The sequence below is a fragment of the Ciceribacter sp. RN22 genome (assembly GCF_024054295.1).
GTDB classification, from domain to species: Bacteria; Pseudomonadota; Alphaproteobacteria; order Rhizobiales; family Rhizobiaceae; genus Allorhizobium; species Allorhizobium lividum.
Genome location: NZ_JAMXLD010000001.1, coordinates 2,750,627 through 2,774,117 on the forward strand (window position 1 = coordinate 2,750,627; position 23,491 = coordinate 2,774,117).

The 23,491-nt window shown below is 64.9% G+C and carries 23 protein-coding genes; 11 read left to right on the forward strand and 12 right to left on the reverse strand.

The window, feature by feature from the left end; translation table 11 throughout:
• The first annotated feature begins 1,030 nt into the window (after positions 1-1,030).
• On the forward strand, positions 1,031-1,801 hold the full coding sequence (locus NHF53_RS13395; protein WP_374591103.1) for a LuxR C-terminal-related transcriptional regulator: 771 nt from the start codon (positions 1,031-1,033) through the stop codon (positions 1,799-1,801).
• 18 nt (positions 1,802-1,819) lie between these two features.
• Here NHF53_RS13395 and NHF53_RS13400 read toward each other — a convergent pair whose 3' ends face one another.
• Entirely contained in the window at positions 1,820-2,161 is a 342-nt protein-coding gene (locus NHF53_RS13400) for a hypothetical protein (RefSeq protein ID WP_252834596.1), read from the reverse strand.
• A gap of 409 nt (positions 2,162-2,570) precedes the next feature.
• Between NHF53_RS13400 and NHF53_RS13405 the strand changes: the two genes are divergently transcribed.
• The 7 genes from NHF53_RS13405 to NHF53_RS13435 all read left to right on the forward strand — a co-directional run bounded on the left by NHF53_RS13405 (position 2,571) and on the right by NHF53_RS13435 (position 9,183).
• Positions 2,571-3,563 carry a UDP-glucuronic acid decarboxylase family protein gene (locus NHF53_RS13405; RefSeq protein ID WP_252834976.1) on the forward strand — a complete coding sequence of 331 codons (993 nt, stop codon included), beginning with the start codon at positions 2,571-2,573 and terminating at the stop codon, positions 3,561-3,563.
• Between the two features lies 1 nt (position 3,564).
• Positions 3,565-4,548, forward strand: a complete 984-nt coding sequence (gene galE / locus NHF53_RS13410) for a UDP-glucose 4-epimerase GalE (protein ID WP_252834597.1) — start codon at positions 3,565-3,567, stop codon at positions 4,546-4,548.
• Complete coding sequence (locus tag NHF53_RS13415; protein ID WP_374591106.1) at positions 4,545-6,410, forward strand: glycosyltransferase family 2 protein; 1,866 nt, start codon at positions 4,545-4,547, stop codon at positions 6,408-6,410. Before galE ends, NHF53_RS13415 begins: the two co-directional genes overlap by 4 nt.
• A gap of 46 nt (positions 6,411-6,456) precedes the next feature.
• Entirely contained in the window at positions 6,457-6,963 is a 507-nt protein-coding gene (locus tag NHF53_RS13420; RefSeq protein ID WP_114364617.1) for a DUF995 domain-containing protein, read from the forward strand.
• An 18-nt stretch (positions 6,964-6,981) separates the two neighbouring features.
• Entirely contained in the window at positions 6,982-7,941 is a 960-nt protein-coding gene (locus NHF53_RS13425) for a glycoside hydrolase family 26 protein (protein ID WP_252834598.1), read from the forward strand.
• A 363-nt stretch (positions 7,942-8,304) separates the two neighbouring features.
• Positions 8,305-8,589: a hypothetical protein gene (locus tag NHF53_RS13430; RefSeq protein WP_252834599.1), complete on the forward strand. Its 285-nt coding sequence runs from the start codon at positions 8,305-8,307 to the stop codon at positions 8,587-8,589.
• Positions 8,590-8,715: 126 nt separating this feature from the next.
• On the forward strand, positions 8,716-9,183 hold the full coding sequence (locus tag NHF53_RS13435; protein WP_114364614.1) for a YbhB/YbcL family Raf kinase inhibitor-like protein: 468 nt from the start codon (positions 8,716-8,718) through the stop codon (positions 9,181-9,183).
• A 19-nt stretch (positions 9,184-9,202) separates the two neighbouring features.
• Here NHF53_RS13435 and NHF53_RS13440 read toward each other — a convergent pair whose 3' ends face one another.
• The 4 genes from NHF53_RS13440 to NHF53_RS13455 form a co-directional block, all read right to left on the reverse strand.
• The gene (locus NHF53_RS13440) at positions 9,203-10,171 is read right to left on the reverse strand and encodes an FAD:protein FMN transferase (protein WP_252834600.1); all 969 of its coding nucleotides are present in this window, start codon (positions 10,169-10,171) and stop codon (positions 9,203-9,205) included.
• Complete coding sequence (locus NHF53_RS13445) at positions 10,152-12,368, reverse strand: PepSY domain-containing protein (RefSeq protein ID WP_252834601.1); 2,217 nt, start codon at positions 12,366-12,368, stop codon at positions 10,152-10,154. Before NHF53_RS13445 ends, NHF53_RS13440 begins: the two co-directional genes overlap by 20 nt.
• Before the next feature lie 19 nt (positions 12,369-12,387).
• The gene (locus NHF53_RS13450) at positions 12,388-12,858 is read right to left on the reverse strand and encodes a DUF2271 domain-containing protein (protein ID WP_114364612.1); all 471 of its coding nucleotides are present in this window, start codon (positions 12,856-12,858) and stop codon (positions 12,388-12,390) included.
• Between the two features lie 125 nt (positions 12,859-12,983).
• Complete coding sequence (locus tag NHF53_RS13455) at positions 12,984-13,430, reverse strand: PepSY domain-containing protein (protein ID WP_114364611.1); 447 nt, start codon at positions 13,428-13,430, stop codon at positions 12,984-12,986.
• Between the two features lie 150 nt (positions 13,431-13,580).
• On the opposite strand from NHF53_RS13455, the gene NHF53_RS13460 reads away from it, so the two are divergent.
• The 3 genes from NHF53_RS13460 to NHF53_RS13470 all read left to right on the forward strand — a co-directional run bounded on the left by NHF53_RS13460 (position 13,581) and on the right by NHF53_RS13470 (position 16,126).
• Positions 13,581-14,240 (forward strand): response regulator transcription factor, encoded by a 660-nt coding sequence (locus NHF53_RS13460; protein WP_252834602.1) that lies wholly within the window; start codon positions 13,581-13,583, stop codon positions 14,238-14,240.
• Positions 14,237-15,568, forward strand: a complete 1,332-nt coding sequence (locus NHF53_RS13465; protein ID WP_114364609.1) for an ATP-binding protein — start codon at positions 14,237-14,239, stop codon at positions 15,566-15,568. Before NHF53_RS13460 ends, NHF53_RS13465 begins: the two co-directional genes overlap by 4 nt.
• 366 nt (positions 15,569-15,934) lie before the next feature.
• The gene (locus tag NHF53_RS13470) at positions 15,935-16,126 is read left to right on the forward strand and encodes a hypothetical protein (protein WP_114364608.1); all 192 of its coding nucleotides are present in this window, start codon (positions 15,935-15,937) and stop codon (positions 16,124-16,126) included.
• A 34-nt stretch (positions 16,127-16,160) separates the two neighbouring features.
• On the opposite strand, the gene NHF53_RS13475 is transcribed toward NHF53_RS13470, so the two are convergent.
• The 7 genes from NHF53_RS13475 to NHF53_RS13505 are packed head-to-tail and all read right to left on the reverse strand — an operon-like array spanning position 16,161 to position 23,464.
• Positions 16,161-17,741: an FGGY-family carbohydrate kinase gene (locus tag NHF53_RS13475; RefSeq protein WP_252834603.1), complete on the reverse strand. Its 1,581-nt coding sequence runs from the start codon at positions 17,739-17,741 to the stop codon at positions 16,161-16,163.
• Positions 17,742-17,759: 18 nt separating this feature from the next.
• Positions 17,760-18,437, reverse strand: coding sequence for an HAD family phosphatase (locus NHF53_RS13480; RefSeq protein WP_252834604.1), 678 nt, complete (start codon positions 18,435-18,437; stop codon positions 17,760-17,762).
• 18 nt (positions 18,438-18,455) lie between these two features.
• Positions 18,456-19,937, reverse strand: coding sequence for a mannitol dehydrogenase family protein (locus tag NHF53_RS13485; RefSeq protein WP_252834605.1), 1,482 nt, complete (start codon positions 19,935-19,937; stop codon positions 18,456-18,458).
• A 35-nt stretch (positions 19,938-19,972) separates the two neighbouring features.
• Positions 19,973-20,749, reverse strand: coding sequence for an L-iditol 2-dehydrogenase (locus NHF53_RS13490; RefSeq protein ID WP_252834606.1), 777 nt, complete (start codon positions 20,747-20,749; stop codon positions 19,973-19,975).
• Positions 20,746-21,744: an ABC transporter ATP-binding protein gene (locus tag NHF53_RS13495; protein ID WP_114364603.1), complete on the reverse strand. Its 999-nt coding sequence runs from the start codon at positions 21,742-21,744 to the stop codon at positions 20,746-20,748. The genes NHF53_RS13490 and NHF53_RS13495 overlap by 4 nt, the downstream gene beginning before the upstream one ends.
• Before the next feature lie 12 nt (positions 21,745-21,756).
• Positions 21,757-22,581, reverse strand: a complete 825-nt coding sequence (locus NHF53_RS13500) for a carbohydrate ABC transporter permease (RefSeq protein ID WP_252834607.1) — start codon at positions 22,579-22,581, stop codon at positions 21,757-21,759.
• 10 nt (positions 22,582-22,591) lie between these two features.
• Positions 22,592-23,464, reverse strand: a complete 873-nt coding sequence (locus tag NHF53_RS13505; RefSeq protein ID WP_252834608.1) for a carbohydrate ABC transporter permease — start codon at positions 23,462-23,464, stop codon at positions 22,592-22,594.
• Between the last annotated feature and the right edge of the window lie 27 nt (positions 23,465-23,491).

Below are 23,491 nucleotides of genomic sequence, written 5' to 3' on the forward strand. Positions count from 1 at the left end.
CCGGTCCGGACCGTTTCGCCTTCCGCCTCCCGCGGAGGGAGACCGTTGCAGCGGCCGGAGCTTTCGACCTGCGACAGTCGTCCACCCCGGCGCCGGTCCCGCCTCGCCGGACTTCGCATGGCCCGGTGTATCCGATGGCGGAACGGCAGTGATTCTACGACAGGTCGGAAGGGGGTGAATGAAAATGGGGTGCGGGGATTGATTTTGTTGGGGAATTTTCGTCGAAGCGGGCAACGATGGCAAAAGTGAGGGAGGCATCTTTGCGCCAATACCGGCGCAGAGCCGCTCGACCGTATCAATCGATATGCTCTTCGCGTCTCTGCTTGATCTTGCCGCAAATTCGCGCCGTCAGAACGACTCCAAATTAGCCGGAAATGCTCTGACCGCTCCGGCCGCAGATTGTTCCCTCATGCCGCGTTGCGCGGCGTTTGCGGTCCCGTGCGGGTGTCAGGAGAGCACATCGCAGGTGTCGTTCCGGCGAATGTTACTTGCAAGCATAACTTGCAATATTTCGTTCTTTCATGACGGCCGTCGAGCCGCAGGAAGCACAATCGCGTCCTTACGGATTTTTGTCTCGATCTGAGGCAGTAAACATCTCAGTTCCAGCGCGCCGGAAACCATGTGCATGTTTACTCCGGCTGCGTCTTCGGTTAAAAATCCCCTAAGAATGTGGGGAACACTACTGAGTGAGCCCGGACTTATGCCGAGATTTTGCTTTCATGTGGCCGAGGGAAAATAGCCCGTTTTAGGTTGTTCCGCACGGTCGACCCGCCAAAGTAGGTATAAGTTGCCCCTGCGCATTTGGGGGGTTTTTGCGATATGCTGTTCCCGTCACAATGCTCGGGCCTTCCAGACGCAGTATTCGTCTCACCCATGAGGGTTAGCTCCATCGAATATATAACCCAATATAGTCGTTTTCTTTACGGACAATTCATATTATTGTCTGTTGCTAATATAAGAGAGCTGAGGGGGCGACGTGCGTGCCCAAAGGCCGAGAGTACCGAGTAATTGTGTGAAAAGGGAGCAGACCATGCAGATGATGGAGACGAGAGCGGCACACTCCGCGCATATCCCAAAGAGTGAACTTCGTCCGCAAACGATACTCATGATCGCCAAGAAGGACCTCCTCTCTGAATGCCTGGCGGAAGTTCTTTCAAAGAAATTTCCGGGCTATGACGTGGTCATTCACGGGCGTGACGACGCCGTCACGAAGGATGTCGAGGGTTTTGCGACGCTCGTCCTTCTCTATCGTCTTCCGTTCGAAGACATAATGGCGGTCTTGCAGCGGCTGAAGATCAAGAATTCCGACACCTCCGTCGGCATCGTGGTGGAATCGATCAGCAAACTCGAATGCCAGCTCGCGACACTGGCGGAGTCCCGCGAGATCGCGGGGGTTCTTCCGGCCAATCTGCGACTGGACGTGTTCGTTGCCGCGGTCGAACTGCTGGTCAAGGGGGGAGAGCATTTCCCTTCGGCCCTGCTGCACCTCCTGAGCAGCGAGCCACAATCTGCCGTCGACCCAGACTTCGACGGCCGGCTCGTCGCCACCACCAGACCCGTCCATGAGGCGTCTGCCACGGGTAGTACGTCTGCGCTCACCACCCGCGAGGTGCAGATCCTCGACCTCATCTGCGACGGCACGCAGAACAAGATCATCGCCGGCCGTCTCGGGCTCTCCGAAAACACCGTCAAGGTGCACGTCCGGAACATCTACAAGAAGATGAAGGTTCGGAACCGCACCGAGGCAGCCTCTTATTTCTTCGGCGCCGGCCGTATCGGCGGTGCCGTACGACAGAACTAGCCGGGAAATCCAGCGTCGCTAGCGCAAGAAACAGCGCGACTTCCGTCCGAAACCGCTCGCCGAACAGATATAGGGAGCGGATCCGAGATAGCTCGTCATCTGGGCCTTGGCCGGAGCCGGCTTTCTCGGCGCTTCGGCCGTGCGTCCCAGCGGAACGGTCTCACTATAGCCATAGCTGGCCTTTGCCACCGGCGTCGTGCCGGGGATTACTCCCCCGCGTTGTGCCAACGGCGCGCGTGGGGCGTCCTCACCCGCCACGAAGGCGCAGGATGTCGGTACGGTCACGCTCACACATACCGTAGCGATGAGCCCTGTGCCGCGGGCGCGGCTCTTCAGGATGGTCCAAAAGTTCGTCGTCACCTCATTCCTCCGACGCTGATGATGTCCCTTTCGGATTAACTATCCCACTCAAAGGTTACCGAATATCGCTATATTAGGAAATTCTGTGGATAACCCTCTGCGTCGACGGAGGGGCATGGGGGTTAGGCGGGTTAGCAACCAAGTGTAATCCTTAAGTAATACCTGTAATCAATTCGTACTTTATGCTTAAAAAAGATTGACGATTTATTAAAATTGACGCGTAATTGCTATGAAACGAGAGGCGGCCAAAGAGTTTTGCGTGGACGGTACAAGCTGATCGCGCAAGAATTCCGCCAGTTCCTTTCCTTTCCAAAGATGTTGTTTTCACGCTGCGCTCTCATCGATAGCGCAGGCGGAGGGAGTGTGTGCAATGCGCAAGTTGTTTCCGAGTATTTCCCCGTCGCTCGATATGGCCTCCCAGGCCGTTCCGCGCGTGGTCCTGGTCAATGGTGGGGCCGGTTTCCTGGGCTCTCACCTCTGCGAACGGCTGCTCGCCGCCGGCGACACCGTGATCTGTGCCGACAACTTCCTCACCGGCCGTCGCGAGAATGTCGCGCATCTGATGGCAGACAGCCGTTTTCGCGTCGTCGAACAGGACGTGCGTAATCCCTATGACTTCGATGTCTCGCTGATCTTCAATTTCGCGTCACCGGCTTCCCCGCCCGACTACCAGCGCGATCCGGTCGGGACGCTGCTCACCAGCGTCATCGGCGCGGTCAACGCCCTTGATCTCGCACGCCGCACCGGCGCGACCGTCGTGCAGTCGTCGACCTCCGAGGTCTATGGCGATCCGCTCCAGCATCCGCAGCGGGAGAGCTATCTCGGCAACGTCAATCCGATCGGCCCGCGCGCTTGCTACGACGAAGGCAAACGCTGCGCCGAGACGCTGTTCTTCGACTACAATCGCAAATACGGCGTCGACATCCGTGTCGCCCGCATCTTCAACACCTACGGCCCGCGCATGCGTCTCGACGACGGCCGCGTGGTGTCGAACTTCATCGTCCAGGCGCTGCAGAACAAGGACATGACCGTCTACGGCGACGGGCGGCAGACGCGCTCGCTCTGCTATGTCGACGATCTCGTCGAAGCCTTCATGCGGTTCGCCCGCGCCGACGGCCGCTCAACCGGCCCGATCAATCTCGGCAATCCGACGGAAATCCCGGTCATTCACCTGGCCGAGATGGTGCGCGAGCTCACCGGATCGCGGTCGCGGATCGTGCATCTGCCGGCCGTCGTCGACGATCCGAAGCAGCGGCGCCCCGACATCAGCCTCGCGGCGGAAGAACTCGGCTGGGCGCCACGCGTGCCGCTGACAGCCGGGCTCGCGAAGACGATCCGCTACTTCGACGCACTGCTCTCACGCACCGAAGCGGACGCCCGAAAGGCGATGGAGGCCGTCTGACATGTCACGCACCGTTCTCGTCACCGGAGGGGCTGGCTTCATCGGCAGCCACATCAGCAAGGCGCTCTTCAGGGCCGCCTACCAGCCCGTGGTCTACGACAATCTCTCCACCGGTCACGCCGATGCGGTCAGATGGGGGCCCCTGGTGGTCGGCGATGTCGCCGACGCCAGAACCCTTCGCCGGGCGATCGAGGAATTCGCCCCGGCCTGCATCGTCCATTGCGCGGCCGATGCCTATGTCGGCGAGTCCGTCGAGAACCCGCGCAAATACTACGCCAATAATGTCGGCGGCGGTCTCACCCTGCTCGAGACCGCCCTCGACATGGGGCTGACGAACATCGTCTTCTCGAGCAGCTGCGCGACCTACGGTGTGCCCGAGCGCCTGCCGATCGACGAGGAAAGCCCGCAGGTGCCGATCAACCCCTATGGCCGCACCAAGCTGGTCTTCGAGATGATGCTCGAGGATTTCGCCGCCGCGCACGGCGTCCGCTTCGTCGCGCTTCGCTACTTCAATGCCGCCGGCGCCGATCCGGACGGCGAGCTTCGCGAGCGTCACGATCCGGAGACCCACATCATTCCGCGGGCATTGCTCGCCGCCGTCGGGCACCTGCCGCACTTCGAGGTCTTCGGCCGGGACTATCCGACGTCGGACGGCACCTGTGTGCGCGACTTCATCCATGTGAGCGATCTCGCCGAGGCGCATGTCGCGGCGGTGGATCACCTTCTCTTCGGAGGAGAGACGCTGCGTCTCAATCTCGGCTCCGGTCGAGGGACGTCCGTCGGCGAGATCATCGAGGCGATCGGCCGCATCACCGGCCGCAACGTGCCCGTCGAATACGGGCCGCGCCGTCCGGGCGACCCGCCGATCCTCTTTGCCGAAACCGGCCGGGCGAGCGAACGCCTGGGCTTCCGGCCGCAGCTCTCCGACATCGACACGATCATACGGACCGCCTGCCCGACCTTCGGCCTGGAGGCACGGATATGAGCGAGGGCCTGACGAGAACCAAGAGGGAGGCGCCGGCGGCGCCCGCAATCATGGAGCCGATCTTCACCGGCCGACGCCGGTTCGGCTACTGGATGGGCATTCTCGCCTGGCTCGTCGCGCTCGGTTTCTTCTGGACGTGGTGGCTCGATCCCGCCCATGTGATCGGATGGGGCGCCTGGCTCATCGTCACGCTGGTCGTCGCCTGGGTGACGCTGCTGCCGGCCTATTTCATCTTCATCTTTCTCGGCGCCCGACGGGTGAGCAAGACGGCACCGCTACCGCAGGGGCGGGTGGCGATGGTCGCCACCAAGGCGCCCTCCGAACCCTTCGAGGTCGTCCAGAAGACCCTGCTCGCCATGCTGGCACAGGAGGGACTCTCCTTCGATGTGTGGCTGGCGGACGAAGATCCCGACGAGGAGACCCGGCGCTGGTGCGCGGAGCACGGCATCCGGATTTCGAGCCGCAAGGGCGTCGAGGCCTATCACCGCAGCGAATGGCCGCGCCGCACGCGCTGCAAGGAAGGCAATCTCGCCTATTTCTACGATCAGTACGGCTATGACGCCTACGAATTCGTCGCCCAGTTCGATGCCGATCACGTGCCCGATCCCACTTACCTGCGGGAGGTGATCCGACCTTTTTCCGACCCGCGGGTCGGCTATGTCTCGGCGCCGAGCATCTGCGACGCCAATGCTGCGCAAAGCTGGGCGGCGCGCGGGCGCCTCTATGCCGAAGCGAGCCTGCACGGCTCGCTGCAGGCCGGCTACAACAACGGCTGGGCGCCGCTCTGCATCGGCTCGCATTACGCGGTGCGCACGGAAGCGCTGAAGGAGATCGGCGGCCTCGGCCCGGAACTCGCCGAAGACCATTCGACCACGCTGATGATGAATGCCGCCGGCTGGCGTGGCGTGCACGCGCTCGACGCGATCGCCCACGGCGACGGGCCGGCAACCTTCGCCGACCTCGCCGTCCAGGAATTCCAGTGGTCGCGAAGCCTCGTCACCATCCTGTTGCAGTATTCCCGTCCGCTCGTCCGGCGCCTGCCGCTGCGGCTCAAGTTCCAGTTCCTGTTCTCGCAGCTCTGGTATCCGCTCTTTTCGGGCATGATGGCGCTGATGTTCCTGCTGCCGCTCGTCGCGCTCGTCGATGGACGCGTCTTCGTCAACGTCACCTATCCGGCCTTCCTCCTGCATTTCGCGCCGCTGTCGCTGGTGCTGATCGTGCTGGCCTTCTTCTGGAGACGGACCGAGACCTACCGCCCGCACGACGCCAAACTGTTCGGCTGGGAGGGGATTGCCTTCATCCTTCTGCGCTGGCCGTGGTCGCTGGCGGGCGTCATCGCCGCCGTCCGCGATGCGATCGCCAGGAGTTTCGTCGACTTCCGCATCACGCCGAAAGGAAGGCAGGAGCGCGCCCTGCTGCCGGTCCGTGTCATTACGCCGTATGCCGTGCTGACGGTGGCATCCGCAGCGGCGATCGCACTCGCGCCACAGCAGAATTCTGCCGCGGGCTTCTATCTCTTCGTCGGGATCAACGTCGCGCTCTACGCGCTGCTCGGACTGATGGTCGTGGTGCGCCACGCAATCGAGAACGGGCTTGCAGCCATTCCGGTTTCCCGCGGGCTTGCCGCGACACTCGCGAGCACCGTGTTCGCCGTCGTCGTCGGCGGTGCGGAACTCGGTCGGCACGGCGTCGGCTCGATCGAGGCGCTTGCCTCCGGGCAGGACGTCGTCAGCTTCACGGAAACCCGTTTCACCGTCGCCGGAGCCGGTTTCGCCGGCAAGACAACCGTAACGCGCTTGCGCATCCGCTGGCACGGCTTCGAAGCCGTGCGCGCTGCGGGAGCAGAGAAATCCGATGTGTAGCACCGGGCAATGCCGCTCCGTGTGTCGTGTTCAAAGGAGGGTGCAAATGAAAGGATTCTTCAAAACCGCAACGGCCGCGTGCCTGTTGCTCGGCCTCGTCTCGCCTTTCGCCGTGTCGGCGGGAGAGCGGGCGCCGAAGATGAAGGTCGAGCCGTTGACCGCGCGCGAGCTCACACAGATCTATGGTGACAAGACCTGGACCTGGAACACCGGCGGTGGCCGCTTCAACGGCAGGCAGCATGGTTTCGTCGCCTGGACGAACGAGAAGAACAAGCCGTCCTTCGGCGAGGGTCGCTGGGCCGTCGACGACAACGGCAAGCTCTGCATCTTCGCCAAGTGGACTGCCGCCGATGGCGCTGGCCGCGCCGCCACCTGCTTCGGCCACGCCAAGGTCGGCGCCACCATCTACCAGCGACGTCACCCGTTCGGCAACTGGTACGTCTTCCGTCATGCCAAGCCGCGCGCGAGCGACGAGTTCCGCAAGCTCGTCGATGCAGACACGGTCGGCCCAAAGGCCGCCCGCCTGAAGAAGACACTCGCCGCGACGAGATGAACGAGAAAGGACAACACGATGAAAACGCTGAAACAGAAAGCACTCGCAGCAACCGCCATGGTGCTGCTGCTGGCCGGCGCATCCGTTCCGATGAGCCAGGCGCAGAATGCCGGCGGGATGGCGGGCAGCGCCGTACAGTCCATCATGGACAAGCGGCCGGTCGTTCACCCCGGCGGGCTGACCTTCGGTGCCTATGATCCCCACGGCGACTTCGCCGAACAGAAGGACCTCGGCATCGAGGGTCTCTTCCTGCCCTGGGAAGACGTCGACCTGGAATCGTTGAGGGCGGCGGACGGATACGCACTGGCGAGAAACCGTACGCTGCTGATCACCATCGAACCGTGGTCGTGGGACGTCAATTGGCGGCTCACCGCAAATCAACTGCGGATGAAGGTGCTGAACGGCGATTATGACGTCAACATGCGCACGATCGCCGCGATCATCGGCCAGATGAAGAGCCCGGTGATCGTCCGCTGGGGGCAGGAGATGGAGGATACCTCCGGTCGCTTCTCCTGGGCCGGATGGGACCCGCAGTCCTATCTCACCGCCTATCACCGGATGATGGACATCGTCCGCAAGGAGGCTCCGCAGGCGAAGATCATGTGGTCGCCCAAGGGCTTGCCCAATCTCAAGAACTACTACCCCGGTGACGACTACGCCGACTATATCGGTCTTTCGGTCTTCGGGCTGGAGGGGTACGACGAGCGTGCCTACGGAGCGCCACGCACCGTCCCGGAAAGCGTGAAGCAGGGCTACGATCTCGTTCAGGGCTACGGCAAGCCGGTATGGATCGCCGAGTTCGGCTACGAGGGCGGAGACAACTATCTGCGCTCGTGGATGCAGGATGCGACCGTCAAGCGTCCGGAATTCCCGAGGCTCGAGGCTGTCGTCTACTTCAATGACAAGGAGGTCCACCCCTGGCCGTATGACCTCGGCCGTCCGAACTGGCGCGTCGTCCGGGAGCCGGCTGTCAACTAACCCGTTGCGTCGCTTTGCGGGCGCAACGCAAGGCGGCGTGTGCTGGAAGCTTGCGGTCCTTCCCCCACCTTTGGCCCTCGCTTCCTCCCGGCGGCTGGAGGCCGCAGTGTTTCGAGAGAACGCCCCGTCCTCGGAACACAGGTTGCCTCCAGTCGCTGCCTTTCGGCGCCTCCACGCCTGTAACGTCGTTCCCGGACAAAGACCCCGGCAGCAAGGGAGAGTGCGAGGATCAACTCGCGCGTTTTCATGGTATACGTATCATTCCGGCGACCGAAACGGGCCAACCCCGGCGTTGTCGTGATGCGGGCGGCGACATGCCGCCCGGGCCCGCTGCCCGGCCCGGAGACGAAAAGGGGAAACAGGATGAACACCGCCAATCCGCAGCTCGAAGGCCTCTACCTCGCCTTGTCGGCTCTTTGCGACCTACTGGTCGACAAGGGCGTGGTCGACCGCGAGGAATTGCACGACGCCTTGCAGAAGGCGGAACGAACCGCAGTCGCCGAGAGCCATGTCGACGGAGATACCGAATCCCGCCGCAAGGCAATCGCCTTTCCGATCCATTTTCTGCTTCTCGCAAGCAAGTGCACGGCGCGCGGTGAGGTTCCGAGCTTCCACGAGCTCACGCGGCAGATCGGCCGGGGCGGCTGACGAAGCCTGGCCTCGGATACGCGAACATGGCCGGGCGGCACGTTGTTCTGCCCGGTGAGCACCGGCGGCTCGGTGGTGTCTGGCGGACCGGCGGAACCCTGCAAACGGATGAAAAGGAGTGTTCACATGCCTCTCACCCTGATCAGCCCTGCCTTCGCCGACGGCGAGAAAATCCCCGACAAGCATGCGCGCCGCGGCGAAAACATCATGCCGCCGCTGAAGTGGAGCGGGGTGCCGCAAGGAACCCGCAGCTTCGTGCTGGTCATCGAAGACCCCGATGCGCCGAACGGCACGTTCCATCATCTCGGCATGTTCAACATTCCGGCCGACTGGGTCTCCCTGCAGGAGAGCGCCGATACCGCGCCCGGCGGGCGGCCGCGTTTTGTCGCCAACGACTTCGGCCACGCCCGCTATGACGGGCCGCAGCCGCCGGCGGGCCACGGCGTCCACCGCTATTTCTTCCGGCTTGCGGCGCTCGACGTGCCGACGCTGTCGCCGATGAGTTCGGCGAAGGTGGGCGAGCTCTGGCGGGAGGCGAAGAAGCACGCGCTCGCCGAGGCGAGCGTGATGGGCACCTACGAGACGCGGGGGTGAGGGCGGAGGTCTCCGCTCCTCAGGCACCGCCGAAGCGGCCGAGGCCGATCTCGGAGAGCTTGCCGTCCTTCCGCAGGACGAAGAGCGCGTCGAGCTGACGGGAAAGCGCGAATGCGACGCCCTTCTTCTCGCCGAGCACCATCAGCGCGGTTGCGAGTGCGTCGGCCTCCATGCAGGTGCGGGCAAGCACGGTGACGGAGGCGACCGGGTTCTTCACCGGCCGGCCTTCCGACGGATCGATGGTGTGCGAGACCATCTCGCCGTTCACCTCGGCGAAGTGCCGGTAATCCCCGGAGGTTGCAATCGCGCCGTCCTCCAGTGTCATGACGCCGAGGACGTCGCGGTGCTCCCGGTCGGGTCGTTCGACGGCGACCGCCCAGGGCTCGCGCCCCGGCTTTTCGCCACGCGCCCGCATCTCGCCGTCGATGCCGACGAGGTAGGAGGTGATGCCGAAGCGGTCGAGGCAGCGCGCCATCTCGTCGACGCCGAAGCCCTTGGCGATGCCGCACAGATCGAGCGTGAGCGGTGCGTGCTTGCGCACACGCGAGGCGGCGACATCGAGTTCCAGCACTTCGCCGGAACCCGGCCGTTCGCCGGAGGCCGGTGCCAGGCCCGCATCGGTCGCCTGCCGTCCGCCGGGGCCGAAACCCCAGGCGTTGACGGCATCGCCGACGCCGATGTCGAAGGCGCCACCGGAGAGCTTGCCGATGTGCAGCGCCGTCTTCAGGACCTCGAACATTTCCTGCGGCACCTCGACCCATTCGTCGACGGGTGCGCGGTTGAGGCGGGAGAGGTCGGACTCCGACTTCCAGTTCGACATCTGCCGGTCCACGGTGTCGACGGCGGCAAACAGCGCCGCGGGCAGGGCGGGATCGACGCGATCCGGGCCGTAGAAGATCGCCGAATAGCGCGTGCCCATCGTCGTGCCGTTCAGTACGTGGCGGCGGGGGGCGTCCGCCGCGGTCGCGTCAGTAGACGTCTTCGACATAGAGGCCTTGCTCCTTGAGGGTTCCGACATCGAGGCCGAGGGGGTGGAGAACCTTTTCCAGTGCCGCGACGACGCCCTGGGCCATGTCGCGACCGCCGCAGACCATGACCTGCGCACCGCGGGAGATCATGTGGCGCAGCACGTCGGCATCGGCCGCGAGCTTGTGCTGGACATAGGCGCGTTCCTCGCTGCGGGAGAAGGCTGTCCGAACACCGGAGAGGCGGCGGTCGGTGAGCCACATCCTGAGATCCTCGCGGTAGAGGAAGTCGGAATTCGGGCTGCGTCCGCCGAAGTAGAGGTGGATCGGACGCCGGCCGCTGTTGTTGCGGATGAAGCCGGTGAGCGGGCCGATGCCGGTGCCGGCACCGATCAGGATCAGCGGCTCCTTGCCGCGGCGCGGACGGAAGGCGGGATTCGGCTTGACGAAGGCCTCGATCGCATCGCCGGGCCGCAGGCCGTGAAGGTAGCCGGAGCAGAGGCCGCCGGGCTGCTTGCGCACGCAGATTTCCAGAACGCCGTCGCGCGAGGAACTGGCGAGCGAATAAAAGCGCGGCAGGTCGCTTCCGGGCGGCAGGATGCCGACCAGGTCGCCGGCATGAAAGCGCGGCAGGGACCGGCGGAAGAGGCGGGCGAGAAGGCCCTTTCTCTCTCCTTGGGCCGCGGCAAAGCGGAGCACCGAGGTCGGAGCCTGCACTTTAGTGCCGTAGTCGATGCGCTCGACGAGGACCATGCGGGCCGTCTTCGGGCGGGCGGCGACGTGGACGAGCGAAAGCGGCGTACCGATGCGCTGGCCGATTTCATCGCCCCAGCGGGCGAACTCCTGCGCCGACTGGCGGTCGATCGTGGCGATCGGGGCGAACTGACGCCAGCCTTTGGCGACGAGGGCTTCCTCGACGTCGCGGGCGAAGCCGCAGAAACGGGGGAACTGGCGGTCGCCGAAGCCGAGCACGGCGACGGGAAACGCCGGAGCCGTCGTAATCGCCTCGAGCTTGTCGAGGAACTGGCGGGCCGAGGCGGGAGCGGCGCCGTCGCCATAGGTGGCGGCCAGCACGAACATCCGTTCGGCATGCTTGTAGGACTTGGCAAGGTCGTTCATGGCGCCGGTGTGGACCTTGTGACCGGCGGCGGTGAGCGCCTCGTGCAGGGTCTTGGCGAAGCCCCAGGTCGTGTTGCCCTCGCTGCCGACCAGGATCACCGTGTCGGCGGACTGCGCGCCGTGATTATCGGCGATCTTCGGGGTTGCGGCACGCCGCCGCCACCAGATCAGCACGCCCGTCGCGGCAAAGAAGGGAACTGCGAGCGCCGACGGACCGAGGAGGAGGGCGAACCACCACAGGCCCTGGCCCGTATGCAGCATGAAGATGGTCTCGTAGACCGTCTTCACCATGCCGTTCGGCATGTAGTTCAGAAGTTCGCCGGTCGCCTGGTCGACATAGCCCATGCCGTCGGCCGTCGTCAGCGTGAAGGCGTCGTTGAGGTCGCCCTGATAGGGAAAGCGCAGCTCCCGGAGATTGTCGATGCTCGTCGCCTTGAGCGGAGCGATGTCGCTGATCGCCATGGCTTCCGTGCCGGCGACGGCGTCGGGAAAGTCGGGTTCCGCGTCCGAACCGTCGGAGATCATGCCGAAGGTCGCGAGCGACATGTAGAGGCCGGTCAGGGCGGACACGGTGAGGCCGGGGAGCGCGAGGCGCCCGAGTTCGGCGTGCCAGCGCCTGATGCCGTCGCCGCGGATCGGCGAGAAGAGCTTGCGCCAGCCGCCGAGCCGGCTCGCAAGCAGCATGATGCCGGTGATGCTGAGCAGCAGCATCGCCGCGGCACCGACGCCGGCGGTCACGCGGCCGGCATTGCCCGCGAAGAAGCTGCGGTGCAGCTGCGTCACGGTCCGGGCGAAGCCCGAGGGCTCGTAAGGCTCGATCTTGTCGCCCGTCCGGGGATCGACGACATCGGCACCCGGAACGTCGCCTTCGAAATAGTAGACCACGACGGCGCCGGAGGGCTTGCGCTCGATGCGCTCGACGCCCGGATATTTCTCCGCCACCGCCTCGGCCAGACCGGCGACGCTGATCGCGGACGAGGACCCGGCCGACCGGGCATGTTCCCATGCGGGAAGGACGGCCAGCATTGCGCCCGTCGCTGCGATGACGGTGACGACGAGGGCGACGATCAGGCCCGGAATGGAATGGAGGTGACGGAGCATTGCGAGAGGTCCCGGTCTGTTACATGTTGTAGGTGAAGGCTTTCACGTAGCCGCGGCCCTTGACGGGCTTGCCGGCCCCGGCGGAGGTCAGCGGCACGGTCACGTCGGAGGGGTTCTCGCGCATGTCCTCGACGGCGGTATCGATGTGGATCTCGTAGCCGGCGTCGATCAGCGTGTCGGCGAGGTCGAGCGTGATCCCGAGCGTCTGCCCGCTGCCGACGCTGGCACCGGTGATGCCGTCGATCTCGGAGCGGTTGCCGCCGCTCAGCCGGCGCCAGTCGGTCAGGTGGCGGTAGTACTTGGACTTGCCGCCGGCCATCCACAGCGTGCCGGCATACTTTCCGGAGGCGTCGGTCACGTAGATGACGACATAGGCGCCGTTGCCGCCATAGCTCTTGAGCTGCGTCTTGAAGGTGACCTGGCGGGCCTCCGCCATGGCGGGGGTCGCGACGACGGCGGCGAGGGCAAGCGCGGATGCAATCTTGTTCATGTCTTGTCTCCAGTGATGGATCGTGAAGGGATGATGGCGTGTGATGGCCGCGGGCAGGGGGTGCCCATTCCGCGGACCACCGAGGTGGTCCGCCGGCCGAAGAGGTAGAAAAGGGGAGCGGCTCGTTACTGGATGATCACTTTCGGCGTGGCCCCGGTCTTGAAGAGGCCGTTTGCCGGGGGCGTTGCCTTGATCGGGGTCGGAACCGCCTCGCTGGCGGCAGCGCCGCGGAGGCCGACGTGATCTTCGTCCTCCTCCTCTTCGCGATCGCCGTCATGGCTCTCACGCTTGTGGTCGCGGAGGCTTTCGTTTTCCATTTCCACGATCTCGAGGCTCGAAGGATTGACCTTCACCTCGATCTGCCTGCCGGAGGCGTCGGTTGCGAAGATCTGGTAGCAACCGTCGTCGGTGCGGATCTTGCGGACGGTCCAGCCGCGCTCTTCCGCCATCTTCTGGATGACGTTTCGCGGCTGCCAGTCTGCCATGGGCACGTCGCAGTCTTCTTCGGCAAACGCGATGCCGCCGCCGAGACCGGCACAAAACAGGACGGCTGCAAGGGCGTGATATTTCATTCTCGGTGTCCTCTGACTATTGTCTGGCTGGAACATGCATCGTCATCCTGACAGCGACCTGAAAGGCGGAAACTTTTTCTTTCAGCTTGCTGTCAGCTTTGGCTGATAGCGCGTTCATGTAAATGCCAAGGTGGAAGAGGGCCGGGAATCGTGCGCGTGCTGCTGATAGAGGATGACGGTGGGCTGGGTGCGGCGGTGCGCGACCAGATTGCTGCCGACGGACATGTCGTCGACTGGGCGCGGCGTCTCGATCTTGCGGAGGACTACATGCGCACGACCGGCTACGACCTCGTCCTGCTCGACCTGATGCTGCCGGACGGCCGGGGCATTCCCTTCCTGCGCATGCGGCGGGGTGGCGGCGATACGACGCCGGTCATCATCCTGACTGCGCTCGACCAGATCTCCGATCGTATCGAGGGACTTGACGCCGGCGCTGACGACTATCTCGTGAAACCCTTCGACCTCAGCGAGCTCTCCGCCCGCGTGAAGGCGGTTGCCCGCCGCTATACCGGCAACCCCAATCCGCTCGTCGCCGTCGGCGAGCTGCAGGTCGACCTCGCCGCCCGCAGCGTGACCCGCAAGGGCAAGCCCGTGCCGCTGACGGCCCGCGAATGGGTGCTCTTCGAGGCCTTCCTCCAGCATCCGGGCATGCTGCTGTCCAAGCCGCAGCTCGAGGAGCGGCTCTATTCCTTCGACGACGAGATCGAAAGCAATGCCATCGAGGTTTATGTGAGCCGGCTTCGCCGCAAGCTCGGGCATGACGTGGTCGAGACCGTGCGCGGCATGGGCTACCGGTTGCGCCAGTCATGAGGAAGCGGGCGAGCCTTCAACGACATCTCTCGCTCGGGCTCGCGATCGGCGTGAGCGTGATGTGGATCGCCGCGACAGCCGCCGCGGCGCTCATCGTGCGTGCGGAACTCGACGAGGTCTTCGACAGCGCCATGCAGGAGACCGCCCAGCGGCTCCTGCCGCTCGCGGTGATCGACATCATCGGCCAGGGCGACGAACGCCCGCCGCAGCGGATACTCTCGATCCGCCATCACGACGAGCACCTGAACTATGTCGTGCGCGACGAGAACGGCAATGTCCTGATGCGATCGCACGATGCCGAGCTCAACATCTTCCCGCCCTTCGAAAAGACCGGCTTCTCGACCACCGAAACGCACCGGCTGTACTCGGAAGCGGCCGTGCGCGGCACCGTCACCATCACCATCGCCGAACCGCTCGGCGACCGGCTCAAGGCAACGCTCGATGCGGCGATGGCGCTCGCCCTGCCGCTCGGCGCGCTGATCCCGGCAAGCTTCGTCGGTGTATGGTGGCTGGTCAGGCGCAACATGCGGCCCGTCCATGTCTTCGGCGACCAGATCGAGCGGCGCGGCAGCGGCGATCTGACCCCCGTCGACACGGCCTCGCTGCCGCGCGAGATCACCCCGATCGCGGACGGCGTCAACCGGCTGATGGAACGGCTGAGGCGGGCGCTCGAGGCGGAACGGACCTTCACCGCCAACAGCGCGCACGAGTTGCGCACGCCGATCGCCGCAGCCCTTGCGCAGACCCAGCGGCTGGTCGCCGAGGCGCCGCGGGGCCCGCTGCAGGACCGGGCCAGGGACATCGAGGGGGCACTGCATTCGCTCGCGCGTCTCGGGGAGAAGCTGATGCAGCTCGCCAAGGCGGAGGGCGGCGGGCTCATCGCCGCCAAGCCTCACAATCTGGTGCCCATTCTCTCGCTCGTCGCCAACGATTTCACCCGTGCCGCGGCGACGGCGGACCGGCTCGACCTTCATCTGCCGAAGGAGCCGGTGATGTCGCGCATGGATGCGGATGTCTTCGCGATCCTTGCACGCAACCTCATCGAGAACGGCCTGAAGCACGCCCCCGCAGACACCCGGGTCGAGGTTTCCCTGACGTCCGGACGGGTGTTTTCCGTCAGCAATGCCGGGCCGTCGGTCGCGCCCGAGGTGCTGAAGACCCTGACGCGGCGCTTTGCGCGCGGTGAGACCTCGGCCGACGGAACCGGGCTCGGCCTGGCGATAGCGGAATCCATCGCCGCCGGCGCCGGCGCCCGGCTCGAACTGCTGTCGCCGGCAAGCGGCCGGGAAGACGGGTTCGAGGCGAGGGTCTATCTCGAGGAATCCTGACAGACCAGACTCCGCGTAGCGAGTCCCGAGGGCCAGTCTCCAGAGCATTTCCGACTAATTCGGGGTCGGTTCTGTTTCTCGATTGGTGCGTGCGATCCGGTGGTGAGCCGGTCGCGGCGCGATGCCCGCCATCGGGCAAGACCGGATCGCTGGATATGCTCTTCGCGTCTTCGCTTGGTCCTGCCGCAAAATCGCTCCGTCAGAACGACTCCGAATTGGCCGGAAATGATCCAGCGCCCGGGTTGTCCCGCCGGCCCGGGTGATCGCTTTCGGCGATTGTACCATTCTGAATTTCAGGCTACGCTAAAATACGTTCAGGTTTTCGAGATGGTGAGCGTCGTCTGTCCGGTATTGCGGGAGGAGAAAATGGCCTATCACGTCGACAATCGCCAGGTACGCGTACCCGGCAAGAAGCCAGTCTATGACGTCTCCGAATATTGCCGGCGCAACGGCATCGACAAGGCCGAAGCCCGCAAGCTTGTGAAGGCGCTCGGCCAGTTCGCGACCCACCAGGAGCTGACGATGAACGCCGTGGCTCGCCCGCCGAAATATCGGTGAGCCCGGAGCGTCTCGCGCCCGCGGAGGGTGCTTCTCAGAGCGCGTCGAGTTCGGCGCGGTGCCTTTGCATTGCCAGGAAGCGGGCGAAGTCGCGATCGTAAAGCGATCTCGTCGCCGGATTGGGACGCATGACAGTGACGGGTCGCGCCATGGCCACACCCGCTTCCGCCAGCGCGGAAAAAAGACCGGCGGCGGTCGCGGCATTCATCGCCGTGCCGAGAAGGACGGCGTCCTCGCTGCGGGTAACCGCGATCTCGAGCCGGGTGACATCGGCATAAAGTTCGATGAGAAGCGGATTCCGGACATGCCCGCCGGTCAGGTGCAGCCGTTCCGGCCTGAAGCCGCTCGTTTCCAGCGTCTCCAGGATCTGGCGCAGGCCGAGCGCGATCGACACGCATGCCCGCCAGTAGATCCGGCACAAACCGTCGAACGAGGCATCGAGGGTCAGCCCGGCGATCGTTCCCGTCAGCCTGTCATCTGCAAACGGCGACCGGTTTCCGTGAAAATCTGGAAGAATGTTGATCCGCTCGCCGAAGCTTGCACCTTCTTCCGCGCGCATCTCCATGATGCGCGCGATCACCCGCTGGTGCGCGGCCGTCGTCGCACCGCCGCCCTCGGCATGGGCGAGCAACAGATGGCCGAGGAGCCCGCCCGTCGCCGATTGCCCCGCCTCGACCAGCCACTGGCCCGGAAAGATCGCCTCGAAGAAAGGCCCCCAAATGCTACGCCCGAACCGTGGCTCGGGTGCAAAGGCGACGAGGCAGCTCGACGTGCCGGCAATCAGCGCGGCCTGCCGCGACAGATCGCCGGGGTCAGCTGCCACCGGGCCGAGGACACCCAAGGCGCCGGCATAGGCGTCCACCATGCCGGCGGCGACCGCGATGCCGGGATCGAGACCCATTTCAGCCGCCGCCCAGGGCGACAGCACGCCGACCGGGCGGCCGACGGCAACGCCTTGCTCCGGCAACCCTCCGCGGGCGACGAGATCATCAAGGCCGATCGCCGAGAAAAAGTCCGGCTTCCAACCCTTTCCCTCGTGGGCGAGATAGTTCCATTTGGCCGTCAGCGTACACAGCGAGCGGGCAGGGGAGCCGGTCGCGCGCCAGGTGAGGAAGTCCGCGAGGTCGAAGAAGAGCCCGGCGCTCGCCCAGAGATCCGGCCTCTGCCGTTTCAGCCACATGAGCTTCGGCACCTGCATTTCCGGCGACATGACCTCGCCGCAATGGGCAAGCGCCGGATGGCTGGTCCGGGTGCATTCCTCCGCCTCCGCCGAGGCACGGTGATCGAGCCAGGACATGGTATCAAAAACGATGCCGTCTTCCTCGGCCAGCGCAATCTTCGAACCGTTTTCCGCGCGCAGCACCAGCGAACAGGTGGCGTCGAAGCCGACGGCCGCAACCTGCCCGGCCGTTATGCCGGAGGCTGCGAGCGCCTCGGCCACGGCCTTGCAGCTCGCCCGCCAGATGTCTTCGGAATCGTGTTCCCCGCGCTCGGCACCCGGCCGGCGGAGCAGGATCGGGCATTCGCGCCGCGCCAGCAGGTTTCCAGCCGCATCGAAGACGCCGGCTCGCGCGCTGGCGGTCCCCACATCGACCGCAATCACGTGATCGCGCATTCTGGCCTGTTTCCGTCCCTATTCTTTTGCGACAAGGTGGATCAAATCGGCCATGGCGTCAAACGTGGCGTCGGGTGCCAGTGCTTCGAGCGCCCCCCGATGGGACGCGAAATGCGCGTGCGAGCCGCCGGTGAAGGCGAAGACCGTCATGCCGGCCGCCTTGGCAGCCTCGATGCCCGCTGGGCTGTCCTCGATCACGATGCAGTCGGACGGTCGGCGCCCCATCTGTCCGGCGGCATAGAGGAAGAGGTCGGGCGCGGGCTTGCCACGGGCGACCATCGCCGCGCTGAAGATGTTCGGGGCGAAGCGGTCGAGGAGCCCGGTGACCATGAGCGACAGGCGGATGCGTTCCATGTGGCTCGACGAGGCGACGCACCAGCCGATGCCATGGGCCTCCAGCGCCTCTAACGTTTCTGCGATGCCGGGGATCGGGCGAAGGTCCGCCCTGAAGCGGGCGAAAAGGTCCTGGCGCAGGCGTTCGAGGAAGGCCTCGTCCATGTCGAGGCCGAACTCCTGACGGGCGGCGGCGATCACGGTGGAGAGGCTCCGTCCGAGAAAGCGGCGATAGGCGCCGGCTTCGTCGATCAGTACGCCGGCGCGGGCGAAGGAGGCGACGAGCACCTCGATCGAAATCGGCTCGCTGTCGACGAGAACGCCGTCGCAATCGAAGATGACGAGCCTCGTTGCCTGAGCCATCGGACCTCCCCTTTTGTCTCAGGCAAGCTTACCGTCGATATATTGCTGCAGGGTTGCCGCCGTTCCGTTCTGCCGCAGGCTCGCCAGCGCTTCGGTGAAGCGCGTGACGAAGCGCGGATTTGTGCCGACGCCGCCGAAGATGTCGCCCAGCGCGAGAAAGGCCTTCGGGTCCTGCCGGGAGGCAAGTGCGGCCTTCTGAAGCCGGTCGGCGTTGACGTCGTTGAAGACGATCGCCTTGCCACTGTCCGACACGCCCTCGAAATACCGGCACCAGAGCGCGGAGACGAGGGCGAGACCGACGACGTCGAGCCCCTTGGCCAGGCGGTCGGCGGTCGAGGGAAGGATGAATTTCGGCTGGCGGTTCGATCCGTCCTGGGCGAGCCGCGGGATCGTGTCGCCGATCTTCGGATTGGCGAAGCGGCGTTCGATCAGGGAATAGTAGTCGGCGAGGCTGGTATCGGGAACCGGTGGTACGACGGGGATGATCTCCTCGTTTTCGAGCTTGGCGAGGAAGCCGCGGATCAGCGGGGTCTCCATCGCCTCGTGGACGTAGTGGATATCCATCAGCGCCGCCGGGTAGGCGATGGCCGCGTGCCCCCCGTTCAGGATGCGAAGCTTCATCAGCTCGTAGGGCGCGACGTCGGGCACGAAGGTGACGCCCACCTCTTCGAGCGCCGGGCGGCCGAGCGGGAACCTGTCCTCCAGCACCCACTGCGTGAACTCCTCGCAGAAGACCGGCCAGCCGTCCTCGATGCCGTAGGTGTCGCGGGCGATCGCAATCTCCCGTTCGCCGGTCGCCGGCGTGATCCGGTCGACCATCGCATTCGGGAAGGCGACGTTTTGATGGATCCAGTGGGCAAAGTCGGCGTCGGAGAGCCTGGCGAGTCCGCAGACGGTCGCCTCCGTCACCTCGCCATTGCCGGGGATGTTGTCGCAGCACATGACGGTGAACGGCGGAAGACCCGCGGCGCGGCGGGCTTTCAGCCCCGCGATGATGAGGCCGAACACGGTCTTCGGATGGTCGGGATCGGCCGCATCGGCGGTGATCGCCGGATGGGTGGGGTCGAACTTGCCGGTCGCCGGGTCGATGAAGTAGCCGCCCTCGGTGATCGTCATGGAGACGATGCGGATTGCCGGGTCGGCCAGCGTCGCGACGATCCGGTCGAAATCGGGCGCCGTGATGATGTCCACCATCGGGCCGGTGACGGTCGCGGCGGAGCGGGCGACATCCTGTTCAACGACGGTGGTCAGGAAATCCTGCGCCTTCAACGTATCCCGCATCTTCCGGTCCGACGGCATTACGCCGGCGCCGATGATCGCCCAGTCGAGATCGCGCCCGCGATTGAAGAGCTCGTGAAGGTAGACGGCCATGTGGGCACGGTGGAAGTTGCCCACGCCGAAATGCACGATGCCGGCCTTCAGGCTCGCCCTGTCATAGGCGGGAACGGAGGCCCTCGCTGAAATGGCGGACAGGTTGGCGAGCGAGAGTTTGAAGGTCATGGGGAAGTCCTCGAATTGACGTGCCGGCCAAGCGTTCAGCTCATCCAGTTGCCGCCGTCGACATTGTAGGTCTGGGCGACGATGTAGTCGGCCTCGGGAGTGGCGAGGAAGATCGCCATGCCGGTCAGGTCTTCGGCCCTCCCCATCCGCCCGAAGGGGACGGCCTCTCCGACCAGCTTCTTCTTCTCGCCCCGCGAGCGGTTCTCGTATTTCGCAAAGAGGGCGTCGACGCCGTCCCAGTGCTCGCCGTCGACGACGCCGGGGGCGATCGCGTTGACGTTGATGCCGTGCTTGATGAGGTCGAGCCCGGCCGACTGCGTCAGCGAGATGACCGCGGCCTTGGTGGCACAGTAGACGGCGACGAGCGCCTCGCCACGGCGGCCCGCCTGGCTTGCCATGTTGATGATCTTGCCGCCCTTTCCTCTGGCGATCATCGACTTCGCCGCCGCCTGCAGCATGAAGAGCGTGCCGGCGACGTTGATCGAGAAGAGCCTGTCGAAGCTTTCGCGGCTGATCTCGACGATCGGCGCAAGGTCGAAAAGGGCGGCGTTGTTGACGAGAATGTCGAGTCCGCCGGCGCGATCCTCGACGGCCTTCACCGCGGCATCGATGGAGGCCTGGTCGGTCACATCGAGGCGGACGGCATAGGCGGCAGGGCCGATCTCTTCGGCGGTGCGTGTCGCACGATCGAGGTCGATGTCGGCGATTGCGACCGTTGCCCCTTCGCGGACATAGGCCTCTGCGAAGGCACGGCCGATGCCGCGGGCCGAGCCGGTGATCAGGGCCGACTTGCCTTGAAGTCGTCCCGTCATAGGGCAAGCCCCTTCGCGTCGAACTTGTGGAGATGGCCGGGCTCGGGGGTGACGAAGACCTCGTCGCCATGGCGGACCGGCACGTCGCCGCCGGTGCGCGTCGTGAGTGTGCCGATGCCCGGAACGTCGACGTGCAGGAAGGTGTCGGAGCCGAGATGTTCGGCCACCGTGACCTTGCCCTTCCAGCGGCCCGTCTCGGTCGAAAGGGTGAGGTGCTCCGGGCGGATGCCGACCGTATGTGCGCCTTCGTCGGTCGCCGTCCGGCCGGAGATCAGGTTCATCTTCGGAGAGCCGATGAAGCCGGCGACGAAGATATTGGCAGGCCGGCGATAGAGGTCGAGCGGAGAGCCGACCTGTTCGATGCGGCCCTTGTTGAGCACGACGATCTTGTCGGCCATGGTCATCGCCTCGACCTGGTCGTGGGTGACGTAGATCGAGGTGGCGCCAAGCTTGTGGTGGAGTTCGGTGATTTCGAGGCGCATGGCGACGCGCAGCGCCGCATCGAGGTTGGAGAGCGGCTCGTCGAAGAGGAAGCAGCGGGGCGAGCGGACGATCGCCCGGCCGATCGCGACACGCTGGCGCTGGCCGCCGGAAAGGGCGCGGGGCTTCCGGTCGAGATAGTCCCCGAGGTTGAGGATGCGGGCGGCTTCCTCGACCTTGCGGTCGATTTCGGCCTTGTCGACGTTCGCCATCTTCAGCGGGAAGCCGATATTGGAGCGCACGCTCATATGCGGGTAGAGGGCGTAGGACTGGAAGACCATGGCGAGCCCGCGCCGTGCCGGCGCTGTTGCCGTCTCGTCCTTGCCGTCGATGATGATCCTGCCGCCGCTCGCATCCTCGAGCCCCGCGATCAGCCGCAGCAGCGTGGACTTGCCGCAGCCCGAGGGGCCCACGAAGACGACGAACTCGCCGTCGTTGATTTCGAGATCGATCGAGGGGATGACCGCGTGCTCGCCGAAGGATTTGGAGAGCTGTTCCAGTCTGATGCTTCCCATGATGGTCGTTCCTTACTTGACGGCGCCGAAGGTCAGCCCGCGTACCAGTTGCCTTTGACTGAACCAGCCGAGAATGACGATCGGCGCGATGGCGAGCGTCGACGCGGCCGAGAGCTTGGCCCAGAACAGGCCTTGCGGGCTCGAGAAGGAGGCGATGAAGGCGGTGAGCGGCGCGGCGTTGGTGGTGGTCAGCCGGATGGTCCAGAAGGACTCGTTCCAGGCGAGAATGATGTTGAGGAGCAGCGTCGAGGCGATACCGGGAACCGCCATCGGCGTCAGCACGTAGACGATCTCGCCGAAGAGCGTCGCCCCGTCCATGCGGGCGGCCTCGAGGATCTCGCCGGGGATCTCCCGGAAATAGGTGTAGAGCATCCAGACGACGATCGGCAGGTTGATGAGCATCAGCATGACGGTGAGCCCGATCCGGGTGTCGAGCAGGCCGAAATCCCGGAAGAGGAGATAGATCGGGACGAGGACGGCGACGGCTGGCATCATCTTGGTGGAGAGCATCCACATCAGGATGTCCTTGGTCCGCTTCGTCGGCGAGAAGGCCATCGCCCAGGCGGCGGGAATGCCGACGAGAAGGGCAAGCAGCGTCGAGCCGACCGAGAGCACGACCGAGTTCATGAACGGCTTCAGGTAGTCGCGCTGGGTCTGGACCGTCACGTAGCTTTCGAGCGTGAAGGAGGGCACGAGGTTGAAACCCTGGATCGCCTCGGTCTCGGTCTTCAGGCTGGTGATGATCGTGTAGAGGATCGGAAAGAAGATCAGCAGCGCGACGACCCAGGCGAGGGCAGTGACGGCGATCTTGCGGCGAGTGGTGATACTGCGTGCCATGGTCGTCTCCTCAGCGGTCGAGATTCTTGCCCACGGCGCGCATCAGGAAGAAGGCGACGACGTTGGCGAGCACGACGGCGATGATGCCCCCCGCCGAGGCGCCGCCAACGTCGTAGCCGAGGAGCGCCGTGCGGTAGATCAGGAAGGCGAGATTGGTGGAAGCGTAGCCCGGCCCGCCGTTCGTCGTGACCAGGATTTCCGCGTAGACCCCGAGCAGGAAGATCGTCTGGATCAGGATGACCACGGTGATCGCGCGGGCGAGATGCGGCAGTGTCAGATAGATGAACTGGTTCAGCGCATTCGCGCCGTCCATTTCGGCGGCCTCCTTCTGCTCGACATCCATCGACTGGAGCGCGGTGAGCAGGATGAGGGTGGCGAAGGGCAGCCACTGCCAGGCGACGATGATGACGATCGACACCAGCGGATACTGCGCGAACCAGTCGACCGGCGTGAGCCCGAGCGCTCGGCTCATGTCGGCGAGCACGCCGTAGCCCGGATGCATGATCATGTTCTTCCAGACGAGGGCGGCGACCGGCGGCATCACGAAGAACGGCGAAATGACCATGATCCGCACCAGTCCCTGGCCGAAGATCGGCTGGTCGAGGAGCAGTGCCACCGCGATGCCGCCGACGACGGTGACGAGGAGCACACCGCCGACGATCAGAAGCGTGTTCCATAGTGACTGGAAGAAGGCCGGGTCGGTGTAGAAATAGCGGTAGTTGAAGAGACCCGCGAAGCTGACATTGGCCGGGTTCAGGAGATTGTAGTTCTGGAACGAGAACCAGAGCGTCATCGCCAGCGGCACGATCATCCAGATCAGCAGGAGCCCGACCGACGGCGCCATCATCATGCGCGCCAATCCTCGTGTGTTTTCCGTTGCCATGGCGCAGCCACCCTGAATTCCGAGGGA

What these genes read in the sequence shown, in the direction of transcription:
- NHF53_RS13395 (WP_374591103.1), top strand. Translation starts at nt 1,031, where the DNA reads ATGCAGATGATGGAGACGAGAGCGGCACACTCCGCGCATATCCCAAAG.
- NHF53_RS13405 (WP_252834976.1), top strand. Translation starts at nt 2,571, where the DNA reads ATGGCCTCCCAGGCCGTTCCGCGCGTGGTCCTGGTCAATGGTGGGGCC.
- galE (WP_252834597.1), top strand. Translation starts at nt 3,565, where the DNA reads ATGTCACGCACCGTTCTCGTCACCGGAGGGGCTGGCTTCATCGGCAGC.
- NHF53_RS13415 (WP_374591106.1), top strand. Translation starts at nt 4,545, where the DNA reads ATGAGCGAGGGCCTGACGAGAACCAAGAGGGAGGCGCCGGCGGCGCCC.
- NHF53_RS13420 (WP_114364617.1), top strand. Translation starts at nt 6,457, where the DNA reads ATGAAAGGATTCTTCAAAACCGCAACGGCCGCGTGCCTGTTGCTCGGC.
- NHF53_RS13425 (WP_252834598.1), top strand. Translation starts at nt 6,982, where the DNA reads ATGAAAACGCTGAAACAGAAAGCACTCGCAGCAACCGCCATGGTGCTG.
- NHF53_RS13430 (WP_252834599.1), top strand. Translation starts at nt 8,305, where the DNA reads ATGAACACCGCCAATCCGCAGCTCGAAGGCCTCTACCTCGCCTTGTCG.
- NHF53_RS13435 (WP_114364614.1), top strand. Translation starts at nt 8,716, where the DNA reads ATGCCTCTCACCCTGATCAGCCCTGCCTTCGCCGACGGCGAGAAAATC.
- NHF53_RS13440 (WP_252834600.1), bottom strand. Translation starts at nt 10,171, where the DNA reads ATGTCGAAGACGTCTACTGACGCGACCGCGGCGGACGCCCCCCGCCGC.
- NHF53_RS13445 (WP_252834601.1), bottom strand. Translation starts at nt 12,368, where the DNA reads ATGCTCCGTCACCTCCATTCCATTCCGGGCCTGATCGTCGCCCTCGTC.
- NHF53_RS13450 (WP_114364612.1), bottom strand. Translation starts at nt 12,858, where the DNA reads ATGAACAAGATTGCATCCGCGCTTGCCCTCGCCGCCGTCGTCGCGACC.
- NHF53_RS13455 (WP_114364611.1), bottom strand. Translation starts at nt 13,430, where the DNA reads ATGAAATATCACGCCCTTGCAGCCGTCCTGTTTTGTGCCGGTCTCGGC.
- NHF53_RS13465 (WP_114364609.1), top strand. Translation starts at nt 14,237, where the DNA reads ATGAGGAAGCGGGCGAGCCTTCAACGACATCTCTCGCTCGGGCTCGCG.
- NHF53_RS13470 (WP_114364608.1), top strand. Translation starts at nt 15,935, where the DNA reads ATGGCCTATCACGTCGACAATCGCCAGGTACGCGTACCCGGCAAGAAG.
- NHF53_RS13475 (WP_252834603.1), bottom strand. Translation starts at nt 17,741, where the DNA reads ATGCGCGATCACGTGATTGCGGTCGATGTGGGGACCGCCAGCGCGCGA.
- NHF53_RS13480 (WP_252834604.1), bottom strand. Translation starts at nt 18,437, where the DNA reads ATGGCTCAGGCAACGAGGCTCGTCATCTTCGATTGCGACGGCGTTCTC.
- NHF53_RS13485 (WP_252834605.1), bottom strand. Translation starts at nt 19,937, where the DNA reads ATGACCTTCAAACTCTCGCTCGCCAACCTGTCCGCCATTTCAGCGAGG.
- NHF53_RS13490 (WP_252834606.1), bottom strand. Translation starts at nt 20,749, where the DNA reads ATGACGGGACGACTTCAAGGCAAGTCGGCCCTGATCACCGGCTCGGCC.
- NHF53_RS13495 (WP_114364603.1), bottom strand. Translation starts at nt 21,744, where the DNA reads ATGGGAAGCATCAGACTGGAACAGCTCTCCAAATCCTTCGGCGAGCAC.
- NHF53_RS13500 (WP_252834607.1), bottom strand. Translation starts at nt 22,581, where the DNA reads ATGGCACGCAGTATCACCACTCGCCGCAAGATCGCCGTCACTGCCCTC.
- NHF53_RS13505 (WP_252834608.1), bottom strand. Translation starts at nt 23,464, where the DNA reads ATGGCAACGGAAAACACACGAGGATTGGCGCGCATGATGATGGCGCCG.